This window comes from Leclercia sp. LTM14, assembly GCF_023736175.1.
Classification (GTDB): domain Bacteria; phylum Pseudomonadota; class Gammaproteobacteria; order Enterobacterales; family Enterobacteriaceae; genus Enterobacter; species Enterobacter barmai.
Window position 1 is genome coordinate 55,399 of sequence record NZ_JAIKTT010000006.1, and the last position, 14,421, is coordinate 69,819.

A 14,421-nucleotide genomic window follows, 5' to 3' on the forward strand; every position below is an offset into this window, starting at 1 on the left:
TTGATTGCCAAATACTAGCATCGTGTTATAGTGGCAGCAACATTTGTGTTACATACAGGCCCGTCGAAATGAGTAATAACCCACTGATTCCACAGAGCAAACTCCCCGGTCTCGGCACCACCATCTTTACGCAGATGAGCGCTCTGGCGCAGCAGTTTAACGCCATCAATCTGTCGCAAGGTTTTCCCGATTTCGATGGGCCAGAGTATCTCCAGCAACGGCTGGCTTACCATGTGGCGAACGGCGCAAACCAGTATGCGCCGATGACCGGCGTGCAGCCTCTGCGTGAGGCGATTGCCGACAAAACCGCGGAGCTGTATGGCTACAAACCGGATGCCAACAGCGACATCACCGTCACCGCTGGCGCAACCGAAGCCCTGTACGCCGCCATTACGGCGCTGGTGCGGGCGGGCGATGAGGTGATCTGCTTTGAACCCAGCTACGACAGCTATGCCCCGGCGATTGAGCTGTCGGGTGGCGTGGTCAAGCGCGTGGCGCTGCAGCCGCCGCATTTCCGCCCGGACTGGCAGGCCTTTACAGCGCTGCTTGGCGAGAAAACCCGGCTGGTGATCCTCAACACCCCGCATAATCCGTCGGCGACCGTCTGGCAGCAGGCGGATTTCGCCGCCCTCTGGCAGGCCATTGCGGAGCGTGAAATTTATGTCCTGAGCGATGAAGTGTATGAGCACATCTGCTTTGCCGACGCGGGGCATGCCAGCGTGCTGGCCCATCCGCAGCTGCGGGAGCGGGCCGTTGCTGTGTCATCGTTTGGCAAAACCTTCCACATGACCGGCTGGAAAGTGGGGTACTGCGTGGCGCCTGCGGCCATCAGCGCCGAGCTGCGCAAGGTGCATCAGTTCCTGACGTTCGCCGTTAACACCCCGGCCCAGCTGGCCATTGCTGATATGCTGCGCAACCAGCCGGAACATTACCGCGAGCTGCCGGACTTCTATCGTGCCCGCCGGGATCGCTTTATCGAGGCGCTGAGCGAAAGTCGTCTGGAGATCCTGCCCTGTGAAGGCACCTACTTCCTGCTGGCGGACTACAGTGCTATTTCCGATCTGGACGATGTCAGTTTTTGCCAGTGGTTAACCAAAGAGGTGGGGGTAGCGGCGATCCCGTTGTCGGTGTTCTGTGCCGATCCGTTCCCGCATAAGCTGATTCGCCTCTGCTTTGCCAAGCAGGAAGGCACGCTGCTGGCGGCGGCGGAGCGGTTAAACGCGCTTTAAAAACAGGATGGGAGGCTGAACATTCAGGTTGTTATTTACTTCAACCGGAATGTTCAGCAATTATTTAATTTATTACCGACTTTATAAACTGGGCAAAGATATCGCTATTAAGCGCCGTTTTGTTATAGAGCATGTATAAATTTGCGGTAGGTAATTCAATCTGCGTATCAAATTTACGAATATTCATCGAATGACGGTATTGCTCGAAGGTACTCTCCGGCAATACGCCAATCAAATTTGACGAACTGATGATCGATAATAAGGAGACAAAGGAGTCGCTGCGAAACGCGATGTTTCTGTGTGGCATGGCTCTGTCGGTATGCGCCTGAAATTCTTTCACCCCCGGTTTATCGCTAATCAACTGGGTAAATTTCTCATTTTGCATCTCCTCAATCGTCGCAAAGGCGCCAATGCGCGGATGATCTTTACTACACACATAGGTAAATTTCATCGTCTTGAAATGGGTGCAAACAACCGAGTGATTCTCGACGGGAGTAAAGTTAAATATCAGGTCAGCTTTTCTGTAGGCCAGTAAATCTTCTGCACTTTCCCCGGATAGCAGCACATCCTGAAGTTCTACGGTGTAGTTGTACTCTTCCATCAGGGAAAGCACCGGATTCAGTATGTTGTGCGGCGTCAGGATCTGCGGGCAAAAGATATGGATCTGCTTTTTCAGCCCGGGCGTGTTCATCATGTGAATGGTCTGCTCTATCTGGTTGAGATTTTGTTCCAGATGCAAATGCAGATTGATGCCAACCGTCGTCGGGGTAATGCCTTTTCCTGAGCGAATGAACAGCGGATCGTTTATCTGATTACGCAGTCGTTGTAACGACTGGCTGACGGCAGAAGGGGTGATAAAAAGCGTTTCTGCGGCCTTGCTGATACTCAGGTGCTGATAAATGCACTCAAATATAACCAACAGATTAAGGTCGAATTTTTTAAGATCGTAGAGATTAGCCATGTTTCATCCTGAGTAGACTTTTTGATACTGCGGTTATATACACAATGATTATAGAAGTTAGTTAGCCATTCACCATCCATTTGATCGGATAACTTAACTGAATTTAAATTCAGGCTTAATATATCATGGCTGTAGATTAATAAAATAAAGGCTACGCATTTATTGGAATAAATTTATCTGCGAAACGCTGGCGGAAGTATTGAATTTCTCCCGCCAGCCTGGTATTAACGCGATCCCATCATAGTATTCAATTGTTCTTTATCGGAAAGTCCGACCACCTGCTGTAATTCCTGCTGAGCGTTCATGTAACAGACTGCCGGGGCGAACGTCTTAAATCTTTATAAAACAACGGCAAAGCCATGATTAGATAAAACCTATCGCAGCCATAGATATTACAACGTCTTTGCCAATTGCCCTTTAGTAGGGTGAGTGGTGTAATCCACTTCGCTGCTACGACCTTGCTAAAGGTAATGTAGAGCGCAACACATCGCCAGCTTTGGCTGGCACCGAAGAGCCCCTGGGTTAGTCGGGTATCAGGGCCGCCGTCAGGCGGCCTTTTTACTTTGGTCCATCAGGGTTTCGTAAAACGTTGTTAGGTATTGCTGATTGATTTGATACGGCAAACGCATTAGCCGGTTTGCTTAAAGTTGGTTACCTTAGCTCTCAACGAAAACACGGAGGAAGTACAGATGTCTTTAATCAACACCAAAATTAAACCTTTCAAAAACCAGGCGTTCAAAAACGGTGATTTCGTAGAAATCACTGAGAAAGACACCGAAGGCCGCTGGAGCGTGTTCTTCTTCTATCCAGCAGACTTCACTTTCGTTTGCCCGACCGAACTGGGTGACGTTGCAGATCACTACGAAGAACTGCAGAAGCTGGGCGTGGACGTTTACTCTGTCTCTACCGACACCCACTTCACCCACAAAGCATGGCACAGCAGCTCAGAAACCATCGCGAAAATTAAATACGCGATGATCGGTGACCCGACTGGCGCCCTGACCCGTAACTTTGAAAACATGCGTGAAGACGAAGGTCTGGCCGACCGTGGCACCTTTATCGTTGACCCGCAGGGCATCATCCAGGCCATCGAAGTTACCGCTGAAGGTATTGGCCGTGACGCATCCGACCTGCTGCGCAAAATCAAAGCGGCTCAGTACGTTGCTTCTCACCCAGGTGAAGTATGCCCGGCGAAATGGAAAGAAGGCGACGCGACTCTGGCTCCATCCCTGGACCTGGTTGGCAAGATCTAAATCTGTAAAGCCCGGCGGCGCTACGCTTGCACGGGCCTACCGATTCGCTTTTAACGGGTGCGTCGCACCCGTTATTCCCTCAACACCATGATGCAAGTTGCATTCAGGCAGCCCGGATAAGGCCGCTTGCATGATGATGTTTTTTAAGCAGGAGATGAATAATGCTCGACACAAATATGAAAACCCAGCTCAAAGCCTACCTTGAGAAGCTGACCAAACCTGTTGAGCTGATTGCCACGCTGGATGACAGCGCTAAATCGGCAGAAATCAAGGAACTGCTGGCGGAAATCGCCGACCTGTCTGAAAAGGTGACTTTCAAGGAAGATAACGGTCTTGCCGTGCGCAAACCTTCTTTCCTGATCGCTAACCCAGGCTCCACTCAGGGTCCGCGCTTTGCCGGTTCCCCGCTGGGCCACGAATTTACCTCACTGGTGCTGGCACTGCTGTGGACCGGTGGCCATCCGTCGAAGGAGACGCAGGAAATGCTTGCGCAGATCCGCGACCTGGACGGGGATTTTGAGTTCGAAACCTACTACTCGCTCTCATGCCATAACTGCCCGGACGTGGTGCAGGCGCTGAACCTGATGGCGGTACTGAACCCGCGCATCAAACACACCGCTATCGACGGCGGCGTGTTCCAGAACGAAATCACCGATCGCAACGTGATGGGCGTTCCGGCGGTCTTTGTGAACGGTAAAGAGTTTGGTCAGGGTCGTATGACGCTGGCAGAAATCGTCGCCAAAGTGGATACCGGCGCAGAAAAACGTGCCGCAGAAGAGCTGAACAAGCGTGATGCCTATGACGTGCTGATTGTCGGTTCTGGTCCTGCGGGGGCGGCGGCTGCGGTTTACTCCGCCCGTAAAGGTATTCGCACCGGTCTGATGGGCGAGCGCTTTGGCGGTCAGGTACTGGATACGGTGGACATTGAAAACTACATCTCCGTACCGAAAACCGAAGGCCAGAAACTGGCTGGCGCCCTGAAAGCGCACGTCAGCGAATATGAAGTGGATGTGATCGACAGCCAGAGCGCCAGCAAACTGGTGCCTGCGGCGCAGGAAGGCGGCTTCCATCAGATTGAAACCGCGTCTGGCGCAGTGCTGAAAGCGCGCAGCGTGATCATTGCCACCGGCGCCAAATGGCGCAACATGAACGTCCCTGGTGAAGATCAGTATCGCACCAAAGGGGTGACCTACTGCCCGCACTGCGACGGCCCGCTGTTTAAAGGCAAGCGCGTGGCGGTCATCGGTGGGGGCAACTCGGGTGTGGAAGCGGCTATCGACCTCGCCGGTATCGTTGAGCACGTCACGCTGCTGGAGTTTGCGCCGGAGATGAAGGCCGATCGGGTCCTGCAGGATAAAGTACGCAGCCTGAAGAACGTCGATATCATCCTGAACGCGCAGACGACCGAAGTGAAAGGCGACGGCAGCAAAGTGACCGGGCTTGAGTACCGCGACCGCGTGAGCGGCGATGTGCACAGTGTGCCACTGGCCGGGATCTTCGTACAGATTGGTCTGCTGCCAAACACCACCTGGCTGGAAGGCGCGATTGAGCGCAACCGCATGGGCGAGATCATCATTGATGCCAAATGTGAAACCAGCGTGAAGGGCGTATTTGCGGCGGGCGACTGCACCACAGTGCCTTACAAACAGATTATCATCGCTACCGGCGAAGGGGCGAAAGCGTCACTGAGCGCCTTTGATCATCTGATTCGTACCAAAACAGCATAAGAACGTAAGACAACACCTGCAATGTGAAGAGGCTACCCTGGGGTAGCCTCTTTTTTTTATCTCACCACCAGCACCGGAATGAAGGCGTGGCGGATAACGTTAGAGGCGTTCGAGCCCAGCAGATGGGTGGAGATGGACGGGTTACGTGACCCGATCACCACGATATCGGCTTTCAGCTCGCTGGCCACCTCGTTGACCACGTCGCGCACGTTACCAAAACAGACATGGGTGCGGATCCGTGAGGGATCGATGCTGAAATGGCTGACCATGGTCTGCAGCCGGGTCTTCGCTTCCTGCTCGATATGCTCTTCGAAGCGGCGCATATCGGCGGCGAAGCGATGCAACCCGAAGGTGGCAGAGCCCGGTAACACATGCAGTAAGTGAATAATGCCATCCTGCTGCGCGAGGAATTCAGCGTGGCGAATCGCTTTGTCGCTCAACTCCATCTCAAAAACATCCACCGGCATAATAATCGTCTGGTACATACCCGTTTCTCCCTGTTATTTACGCTTAATCCATTCAAACACAAAATATAAATAGATTCTGATACCTCGGTGACACTTTTTAATATCGCTTCGTTTGCTGGCGTTTTGCCGCATCGCTTCCTTGCCAGGATTATTCCCAAAGCCGTCCATTTCCCCTGTATATCCCCGGCGATAGCTACCCTTTGAAGGTAAACCCGTCTTTTTTCTCTGAAACCGGAGGTCAAATGAAAGCATTGACGTACCACGGTCCACACAGCGTTAAAGTTGAAACGGTACCCGATCCGGCCATCGAACAGGCTGATGATATCATTCTGCGCATCACCGCAACCGCGATCTGCGGTTCTGACCTGCACCTCTATCGCGGGAAGATACCGAAGGTGAAACATGGCGATATCTTCGGGCATGAATTTATGGGCGAAGTGGTGGAGACCGGACGAGAGGTCAAAAACCTGAGCAAGGGCGACCGGGTGGTGATCCCCTTTGTTATTGCCTGCGGCGACTGTTTCTTCTGCCGCATGCAGCAGTATGCCGCCTGTGAAAGCACTAACACCGGGCAGGGCGCGGCCCTGAACAAAAAACAGATCCCCGCTCCGGCGGCGCTGTTTGGCTACAGCCATCTGTATGGCGGGGTGCCCGGCGGCCAGGCGGAGTATGTCCGCGTGCCAAAAGGCAACGTTGGCCCCTTTAAAGTGCCGCCGGTGCTTTCAGACGATAAAGCGCTGTTCCTCTCCGATATCCTGCCTACCGCCTGGCAGGCGGCCAAAAATGCCCAGATCACCCGGGGCAGCAGCGTGGCGGTATTTGGTGCCGGGCCGGTGGGGCTGTTGACCCTTGCCTGCGCGCGCTACCTGGGCGCCGAGCAGCTGTTTATTGTCGATCACCACGATTACCGGCTGCGTTTCGCCGAGATGCGTTACGGCGCTATCCCCATCAACTTTGATCGCGACGAGGACCCAGCCGAGAAAATCATCGAGCAGACCGCCGGGAATCGCGGCGTGGACGCGGTGATCGACGCGGTAGGCTTTGAGGCGAAAGGGAGCACCACGGAAACGGTATTAACCAACCTCAAGCTCGAGGGCAGCAGCGGCAAGGCCCTGCGGCAATGTATCGCGGCGGTGCGGCGCGGTGGGATTGTCAGCGTGCCGGGCGTCTATGCCGGATTTATTCACGGTTTTCTGTTTGGCGATGCCTTCGACAAAGGGCTCACCTTCAAGATGGGCCAAACCAACGTTCACGCCTGGCTTGGCGAGCTGTTGCCGTTAATTGAGAAAGGGCTGCTGAAACCCGAAGAGATCGTTACCCACTATATGCCGTTTGAAGAGGCGGCCCGCGGCTACGAGATCTTTGAAAAACGTCAGGAGGATTGCCGGAAAATCATTCTGGTGCCCGGTGCGCAAAGCGCGGAAGCGGCAAAAGATCGGGTTACAGGACTGGTTAACCCTGTGCCAGGGGATACGCTTTTGTAATAAAAGAGAACGGAAAGAGGATGCCCGGGCATCCTCTGGGTAAAGCGCTTAAACGCTTATTCAGATGGGATTAGCGCAGGTATTCGCCCGCCGCTTCAGGCTGCCAGAGCAGTTCCAGCACCTCCAGATGCGTGGCGGTACCGCCCGGCAGCTCCCAGTGGATGGTATCGCCGGTACGCAGGCCAATCAACGCGGCACCTACCGGCGCCAGCACCGACAGCTGCGTGCTGCTGTCGGTCATCTGCGCCGGGTAAACCAGCGTGCGGGTGCGCACTTCGCCGTTGGTCAGATCGCGAAACTTCACCTTGCTGTTCATGGTCACCACGTCGGACGGCATGTCCTGCGGAGCGCACATCTGGGCGCGATCCAGTTCTGCGTTCAGGGCATCCGCGATGGGCAGCGATGCAAAGGCCGGTTGCTCCAGCAGGCGGTCGATACGTTCAGCATCGAGTTCGTTAATGATAATTGTGGGTCTGGACATTATTTACTCCATGTCGTTAATGCTGCGACAGCCGCAGAAGAGATGCCAAAAGAAAACCCTCGCCATCCGGTAGCGAGGGTTTAACTACCCCTGATAATACTGAGTCTGCGCCCGGGTTTGAAGTGATGGTTGTCACATTCATGGCGTGGATGTAGTCCGGGGGCATCAGCTGGGTCGATAGTATGAAATTCAAGCGAAAAAAGTGATCCTTCTGAAATTTGGATTATCCTTCTAATGCGCAGGTTATGTAGCGTGACACACCCATAACAGCAGAACAACGAAGACTGTAGCACCTAATTCAGTCTTACTTTTCTACGGATTGCGTTACGCTGATCCTCTTGGGGCAGGGGGATGAGCGAAGCGTAATCCGTGCCTGCCGGTGTGAATCATGAACCTAACCAGAGAGCGCTATGTACTTCTACCAACCTTCCCAGGGACACGGCCTGCCGCACGATCCTTTAAACGCCATTGTTGGCCCACGTCCGATTGGCTGGATTGCGTCGTGCGATCCTGAAGGACGCCCCAATCTGGCGCCTTACAGCTTTTTCAACTGTTTTAACTACCACCCGCCAATCATTGGCTTTGCCAGCTCGGGCTGGAAAGACAGCGTGCGCAATATTGTCGAGACCAAAGAGTTCGTCTGGAATCTCACTACCCGCGATCTGGCCAGCGCCATGAATGAGACCTCGGCCAGCCTGCCGCACGGTGAGGATGAGTTTCTGCGTGCCGGGCTGACCAAGGCGGAGAGCAGGTTGGTGAAGGTGCCGCGCGTTGCCGAAAGTCCGGTCAACTTTGAGTGCCGCCTGTCGCAGTGCATCCAGCTTACTGCCGCCAGCGGCGCGCCGGTCGATACCTGGCTGGTGCTGGGGGAAGTGGTGGGGATCCACATTGACGAAAGCCTGCTGCATGAGGGGATCTATCAGACGGCGAAAGCGCAGCCGGTGCTGCGCGCCGGTGGCCCGACGGCGTACTTCGCCATTAGCGAGGATCAACGCTTTGACCTGGTCCGCCCGGACGCGCGAAAAGGGTAAGGCCTCAGTAGCCGATTTTATCGATTACAAACTGTTTCCCGCAGTTGCCCGGATGCGGCTGCGGGGCAAATGAGGCTGTGGCCAGCGGGGCGTTGATGCTGGCCGCGGTGAGCGACATCTGCATCTCCGTGAGATACGCCGGGTTGCCGCTGCAGCTGAGCTTAACGGCTTTGACCGTGGCGGGCCCCCAGCTCCTGGCGACCGCGGCATCGAAGGCGCTGCGGGTGACGGTTTTGCCGTAGTTCTCTGCGAGGAACTGCCCCAGCGGGCTGGCTTTCACTTCCTGGTTCATGCGCACCATGGTGCCGAAATAGGCGTCCGGATCGAAACCGAAGCAGACCCCGTGTTTGGCATATTCGTAACGCTCAAGGCAGGAGTTACCGCCTGCGCCGGGCATCACCTCGTTCAGCTTAGCGGCACCGGTCAGCGACAGGCCGGTCTCTGCGGCGTCGCATTTACGGCTGGCTTTTGCCTCCGGCATATTCGGGATGGGGCGGGTTGCGCAGCCATAGCGCATCCAGCGACGATCGTCGACGCCGCGGGCCGCGATAGACTTCGGCAGGCCCGGCCACAGGCCATGCACGGTGAGGATGGTCGTTTTGTCGTCACGCTCTTTTTGCAGGCGACACTCGTCCGGCGCTGCGCGGTTGCGGTCATGCAGGCTCTGGCAAAAACCAGACTGCCATGAGAGCGCCAGGACGTAGCGATCGAAATCTGCATATTGCGTCGCCTGAAGCGGGGCTGCCAGGGCTGGCAAAGCGCACAGCGCGACTGCGGTTGCGCTGACAGGCAAAACGAAATCCTTTCTGAACATGTCAATTCCTGATGGTTGTAAGCAAAATATTGCTGGGAGTTATTAAAGCACAAAAAGCGCCCGCAGGCGCTTTATGCTGTGGGATGGCTTAACCCACGGCGATGCCAGGCACCAGCACTTCAGTGGCAATAATGACGATGACCAGCCCAACCAGCACCGGAACAGAGGTGCGTTTCACCACCTCGAACGGCGAGATTTTTGCCATCCCGGCCACGGCTACGACCACGCCGGACACCGGGGAGATGGTACGGCCCAGGTTAGAGGCCTGCAGCATTGGGATGGTGAGATAGGCCGGGTTGATACCGGACGAGTGCGCCAGCTTCGGGATCATCTCCACAAAGGCATAGAACGGCGCGTTACCGGAGCCGGTGGTCATCGCCGCCAGCATGGTCAGCACCACCAGCACCATCATCAGGATAATGCTTGCTGAACCGAAGGAGGTGGCAATCGAGATCAGGCTCTGGATAAAGCCGATGGTGCTCAGTCCCTGGGCAAAGACCCCGGCCGCAACCAGCAGCATGACCACGCCGGCGAAGGCGTCCGCCATGCCGCGATAGGCCACTTCCAGGCCGCTAAAGACCTTCTGGGTATTGAAGCCGCGCACAAATTCCAGCACCGCGGCAATCAGCATGCAGAGCACCAGGATGGTGATGATATGCAGCTCCGGGCCCCATTTGCCGTCGAAAATCAGTACCCCGATAATCGGCGTGAACGGCAGAATGGCATAGAAGGAAGGGGCGGTAGTGGTAATTTCGCTGACGTCGAGACGCTCGTGAGAGATGTTCTCTTTTTTATCGAGGTAGCGCTGCCAGAAGAAGTGCGCAATCGCCATGCCGATAATGGCGGCAATCGAGATCGGCAGGGTGGTTTTAAAGGCGAAATCGATCAGCGGCATCTCGGCGGCTTTGGCGGCCAGCACCACGTCACCGGAGGTAGGCGAGAGAATAATCGCCGCCGGAGAGGCACAAATAGCCGCTGCCGCACCGCGGCTGATCCCCACGTTAACCATCACCGGGAACAGGGTCGCCATCAGCAGTACGCCCAGGCCGGTTGCCGACGAGACGGCCAGCGACATCAGACAGGCCACGAAATAGGCGGCAATCATCAGCAGGTAAGGGGAGTTGATATAGCTCAGCGGCTTCGAGGCCAGCTTGACCACCATATCGTTGGCGCCGATGTGGGTCATATAGGCGGCAAACCCGCAGAGCATCATGATCATCATCCCCAGATCGCCACCGCGGCTCATCAGCAGGATTTTGATGTACTCAATAATGTCGGTCGCCGTGTAGCCGGTGCTGGTGGCGCTGGACGGAAGCACCTTGTGTCCCATCAGGGCGCTGACAATAAGCAGCGCAAGACCGCCGACAAACAGCACCCCGGTAGCGGAGTAACCTTTGATGATGTAGCGTGCGACGCCGACAATGACTATCACCCCGATCAGGAGCTCGATAAACGTTAGCATGGATCCCTCTGTTTCCCGCCGCCCCAGAGCGAAAGGATAAATAAACAATGAAAATAAGGTGACAAAATGTGCCGAAATAATGGCCCGGCCTCGCTGACTAAAATCAATAAATCTACTACTAAAGGGGCGTTCCTCCCGATTTTGCTACTGCTGCGCGATTTATCTGCGCTGGTTGGTCCTGTTGCGGGGCCTTTGTCGCTCGGTGCGGATGACCAGGGGGCAGGCAGGGTATTGCGTTGCTGAAAATAGTGCTACTGACATAATAAAGATTATATTTGTGTTGGTTTAGCTGAGGTTTAAAATGTCCTGGATAAACGTGTCATGATGACGAGTTAATGTTTTGTTTTCCGCCGCATAAATTGTGAATTTATCGTGCTCAGAATGCATGGCATAGTTCAGCATTATTATGCTGCTGTATTTAATAAAATGATGATTCATTGAAGAAAGCGATTTACACCTCCATGTCCATCTGCGGTAGTACACAGCCGCCTCGATGCGCTAAGGCAGCGGTGGCGGGCCACCGGCAGTGGTGTTAGCTGTACTTTGCTGTATAAGTTGTTGCATCAACATAATATTTCTTAATCAGCGCTTAATTACTCCTTAAGCGTGTGTTGTATTACCAGGAGTATTCTTATCCATTCGAGTTAATAATTAAGATTTACGCCAATGCCGTCAGATTTTCATTCATCTATTCTGTGCAAGAACACGCAGTGAATATGAGAATGGTAATTTTATTGTGAAATTTTTTAATAAGCCTGTCCTTATTTTTTCTTTTATTTTTGCTCAGTTACCTTTTTCTACTGCGGCAACGGCTAAAGACGTACCTCCTCTCAGAGCCTGGGTCAAAACTATCCACAACGATATGGTTGAAACCTGGGAAGAACCCCAGCATTACGATCTTTATGTACCCGCCATCACCTGGCATGCCCGCTTTGCTTACGACAAAGAGAAGACCGATCGCTACAACGAGCGTCCGTGGGGGGCTGGCTTCGGTCAGTCACGCTGGGATGAAAAAGGGAACTGGCACGGCCTTTACGCGATGGCGTTCAAAGACTCATACAATAAATGGGAGCCCATTGCAGGCTACGGCTGGGAGAAAACCTGGCGTCCGCTGGCCGATGACAACTTCCATGTGGGACTTGGCTTTACCGCCGCAGTGACGGCGCGCGATAACTGGAATTACATCCCCATTCCGCTTGCCCTGCCGCTGGCCTCCATAGGGTATGGTCCGGCGACCTTCCAGATGACCTACATCCCCGGAACCTATAACAACGGTAACGTTTACTTCGCCTGGATGCGGTTCCAGTTTTAACTGAAAAAACTTTACGTACTGGCGATTTAATAGCCAGTTGTTGAATCGTAAAGGATAAAAATTGGGGCGCAAAATTTAACGCGACTTTTGTCACTTTTCTTCAAAAAGGCGCTGGACAAAACCGCTCACAATTGTTGTACTGATACCCGACACAGCATTTGTGTCCAATTTTCATGTAAAGGTAATTTTGATGTCTAAGATTAAAGGTAACGTTAAGTGGTTTAATGAGTCCAAAGGATTCGGTTTCATTACTCCGGAAGATGGCAGCAAAGACGTGTTCGTACACTTCTCTGCAATCCAGAGCAATGGTTTCAAAACTCTGGCTGAAGGTCAGCGCGTTGAGTTTGAAATCACTAACGGTGCCAAAGGCCCTTCTGCTGCTAACGTAATCGCTCTGTAATTCAGACGAGACAGCCAGAATTTCAAAACCCGCTCATTGAGCGGGTTTTTTTCGTTTTGTCTTAGCTGAACAAGTACAGTCTCAAAAAGCTGGCAACGATCGCCAGGCTCAGCAATACCATCCCCGCGCTTGTTATTTTCTCTTTCATGTCGACACCCCTCAGTGTATGTGGTGACAGGGTGCCTGAGAAAAATTAAGCCAACATTAAGGCCTGGGTATTTAATGCGCGTTAACCGCAGAAATTAACCAGAATGCGAGCGCGGTCATCATTAGCGAGCCCAGCAGGTTGACGGCGATGTTCAGCAGCGCCCAGGCCGCCCGCCCATCCTGCAACAGAAACACCACTTCTGCTGAAAATGTCGAGAAGGTGGTCAGCCCGCCGCAGAAGCCGGTGGTGATCAATACTTTCCAGACTGGATCGATGTGAGTCATTCTGTTGAACCACGCCAGCCCCAGGCCAATAATAAATGCGCCCAGGAGATTGGCTGTCAGCGTGCCGAACGGGATCTGCTGATGAAGCGGATTAAAGCGCATGCTCAATAGCCAGCGCGCTACGCTTCCTGTGCCCCCACCGATAAAAACGGCTAAAAGTAGTTGAAACACGAACAATACCTGCTGTTTGATGTGTAAGGGCTATGAGTGTAACGCCGTTTAATGCAGGGGGAAAATATGTACGTTGCGGTTGGACAATTTGCAGTAACAGCGGACTGGCAAAAAAATGCCGGAACCTGCGTTTCACTGATGGCTCAAGCGGCAGAGCAGGGGGCATCATTGCTGGTGCTGCCGGAAGCGCTGCTGGCGCGGGACGACAACGATCCTGACCTCTCCGTGAAGTCAGCCCAGCAGCTTGACGGTGGTTTTCTGACAATGCTGCTGGCCGAGAGCGCGCGTAATAACCTGACCACGGTGCTGACCGTGCATGTCCCTTCTACTGCGGGCAGAGCGATTAATACTCTTGTTGCCCTGCGCGGCGGCAGGATCGTTGAGCAGTACGCCAAACTTCATCTTTATGATGCGTTCAGTATTCAGGAATCCAGGCTGGTTGATGCTGGCTCGGTTGTACCGCCGCTGATTGAAATCGACGGCATCCATCTTGGATTAATGACCTGCTACGATCTGCGCTTCCCGGAGATGGCGTTGAACCTGGCGCTGGCGGGGGCAGAAGTGCTGGTCCTGCCTGCGGCCTGGGTCAGAGGGCCGCTCAAGGAGCACCACTGGTCTACGCTACTGGCGGCCCGGGCGCTGGACACCACCTGCTATGTGATAGCGGCAGGGGAGTGCGGCAATAAGAATATCGGCCAGAGCCGCATAATCGATCCTCTTGGCGTAACGATAGCGGCAGCCGCCGAGGGGCCTGCGCTGCTGCTGGCAGAGATTAGCCGGGAGCGTATCATCCAGGCGCGCCAGCAGTTGCCGGTCCTGCGCAACCGACGCTTCGCGCCGCCGCAATTATTGTGAGTTTTTTAAACAACGCTTGATTCACCTTGTTACAGATTGCTATTGTGTGCGGGCGTCAAATGACCGTTAATAAGGTCGGGTTTTTAAGGCGCGCAATGCAGCCTGTTTACGTCAAGAAGGTATCTATGGGTGAAATTAGTATTACCAAACTGCTGGTGGTAGCCGCACTGGTTGTCCTGCTGTTTGGTACCAAAAATTACGTACGCTGGGCGGAGACCTGGGTGCTGCCATCAAAGGCTTTAAAAAGGCGATGAATGACGATGACGCAACGGCGAAGAAACCTGCCGACGCGGATATCGCAGCCGAGAAACTCTCTCACAAAGAGTAACGGCAATTGCCATA

14 protein-coding genes and 1 pseudogene are annotated in these 14,421 nt (G+C 54.0%); 9 read left to right on the forward strand and 6 right to left on the reverse strand.

Features of this window, described 5'->3' with window-relative positions:
• The first annotated feature begins 68 nt into the window (after window positions 1-68).
• Entirely contained in the window at window positions 69-1,229 is a 1,161-nt protein-coding gene (locus K5I40_RS13760) for a pyridoxal phosphate-dependent aminotransferase (RefSeq protein ID WP_223074896.1), read from the forward strand.
• Between the two features lie 64 nt (window positions 1,230-1,293).
• Here K5I40_RS13760 and K5I40_RS13765 read toward each other — a convergent pair whose 3' ends face one another.
• Entirely contained in the window at window positions 1,294-2,190 is an 897-nt protein-coding gene (locus K5I40_RS13765) for a DNA-binding transcriptional repressor CitR (RefSeq protein WP_223074895.1), read from the reverse strand.
• A gap of 689 nt (window positions 2,191-2,879) precedes the next feature.
• Between K5I40_RS13765 and ahpC the strand changes: the two genes are divergently transcribed.
• Together ahpC and ahpF are read left to right on the forward strand one after the other, a co-directional pair.
• The gene (gene ahpC / locus K5I40_RS13770) at window positions 2,880-3,443 is read left to right on the forward strand and encodes an alkyl hydroperoxide reductase subunit C (protein ID WP_032617008.1); all 564 of its coding nucleotides are present in this window, start codon (window positions 2,880-2,882) and stop codon (window positions 3,441-3,443) included.
• 161 nt (window positions 3,444-3,604) lie between these two features.
• Window positions 3,605-5,170, forward strand: a complete 1,566-nt coding sequence (gene ahpF / locus K5I40_RS13775; RefSeq protein WP_223074894.1) for an alkyl hydroperoxide reductase subunit F — start codon at window positions 3,605-3,607, stop codon at window positions 5,168-5,170.
• Between the two features lie 56 nt (window positions 5,171-5,226).
• On the opposite strand, the gene uspG is transcribed toward ahpF, so the two are convergent.
• Complete coding sequence (gene uspG / locus K5I40_RS13780) at window positions 5,227-5,655, reverse strand: universal stress protein UspG (protein ID WP_223074893.1); 429 nt, start codon at window positions 5,653-5,655, stop codon at window positions 5,227-5,229.
• A 224-nt stretch (window positions 5,656-5,879) separates the two neighbouring features.
• Here uspG and K5I40_RS13785 point away from each other — a divergent pair, with 224 nt between their 5' ends.
• The gene (locus K5I40_RS13785) at window positions 5,880-7,121 is read left to right on the forward strand and encodes a zinc-dependent alcohol dehydrogenase (protein WP_039031378.1); all 1,242 of its coding nucleotides are present in this window, start codon (window positions 5,880-5,882) and stop codon (window positions 7,119-7,121) included.
• Window positions 7,122-7,191: 70 nt separating this feature from the next.
• Here K5I40_RS13785 and rnk read toward each other — a convergent pair whose 3' ends face one another.
• Window positions 7,192-7,602 carry a nucleoside diphosphate kinase regulator gene (gene rnk, locus K5I40_RS13790; protein ID WP_039031377.1) on the reverse strand — a complete coding sequence of 137 codons (411 nt, stop codon included), beginning with the start codon at window positions 7,600-7,602 and terminating at the stop codon, window positions 7,192-7,194.
• 410 nt (window positions 7,603-8,012) lie between these two features.
• Between rnk and K5I40_RS13795 the strand changes: the two genes are divergently transcribed.
• Complete coding sequence (locus K5I40_RS13795; RefSeq protein WP_039031376.1) at window positions 8,013-8,633, forward strand: flavin reductase family protein; 621 nt, start codon at window positions 8,013-8,015, stop codon at window positions 8,631-8,633.
• Window positions 8,634-8,637: 4 nt separating this feature from the next.
• On the opposite strand, the gene rna is transcribed toward K5I40_RS13795, so the two are convergent.
• A complete protein-coding gene (gene rna / locus K5I40_RS13800) occupies window positions 8,638-9,447 on the reverse strand; it encodes a ribonuclease I (RefSeq protein WP_138369605.1) in 810 nt (269 codons plus the stop codon).
• A gap of 88 nt (window positions 9,448-9,535) precedes the next feature.
• Entirely contained in the window at window positions 9,536-10,909 is a 1,374-nt protein-coding gene (gene dcuC / locus K5I40_RS13805) for an anaerobic C4-dicarboxylate transporter DcuC (protein ID WP_223074892.1), read from the reverse strand.
• Window positions 10,910-11,645: 736 nt separating this feature from the next.
• On the opposite strand from dcuC, the gene pagP reads away from it, so the two are divergent.
• Together pagP and cspE are read left to right on the forward strand one after the other, a co-directional pair.
• On the forward strand, window positions 11,646-12,221 hold the full coding sequence (gene pagP, locus K5I40_RS13810; RefSeq protein WP_251929718.1) for a lipid IV(A) palmitoyltransferase PagP: 576 nt from the start codon (window positions 11,646-11,648) through the stop codon (window positions 12,219-12,221).
• A gap of 190 nt (window positions 12,222-12,411) precedes the next feature.
• Window positions 12,412-12,621, forward strand: coding sequence for a transcription antiterminator/RNA stability regulator CspE (gene cspE / locus K5I40_RS13815; RefSeq protein WP_002439184.1), 210 nt, complete (start codon window positions 12,412-12,414; stop codon window positions 12,619-12,621).
• Between the two features lie 219 nt (window positions 12,622-12,840).
• Here the strand turns inward: cspE and crcB are convergent, their stop codons facing one another.
• Window positions 12,841-13,224 carry a fluoride efflux transporter CrcB gene (gene crcB, locus K5I40_RS13820; RefSeq protein WP_039031372.1) on the reverse strand — a complete coding sequence of 128 codons (384 nt, stop codon included), beginning with the start codon at window positions 13,222-13,224 and terminating at the stop codon, window positions 12,841-12,843.
• Window positions 13,225-13,290: 66 nt separating this feature from the next.
• On the opposite strand from crcB, the gene K5I40_RS13825 reads away from it, so the two are divergent.
• On the forward strand, window positions 13,291-14,079 hold the full coding sequence (locus K5I40_RS13825) for a deaminated glutathione amidase (RefSeq protein ID WP_223074891.1): 789 nt from the start codon (window positions 13,291-13,293) through the stop codon (window positions 14,077-14,079).
• Between the two features lie 125 nt (window positions 14,080-14,204).
• Window positions 14,205-14,407, forward strand: a pseudogene (gene tatE / locus K5I40_RS13830) (twin-arginine translocase subunit TatE).
• Window positions 14,408-14,421: the final 14 nt, after the last annotated feature.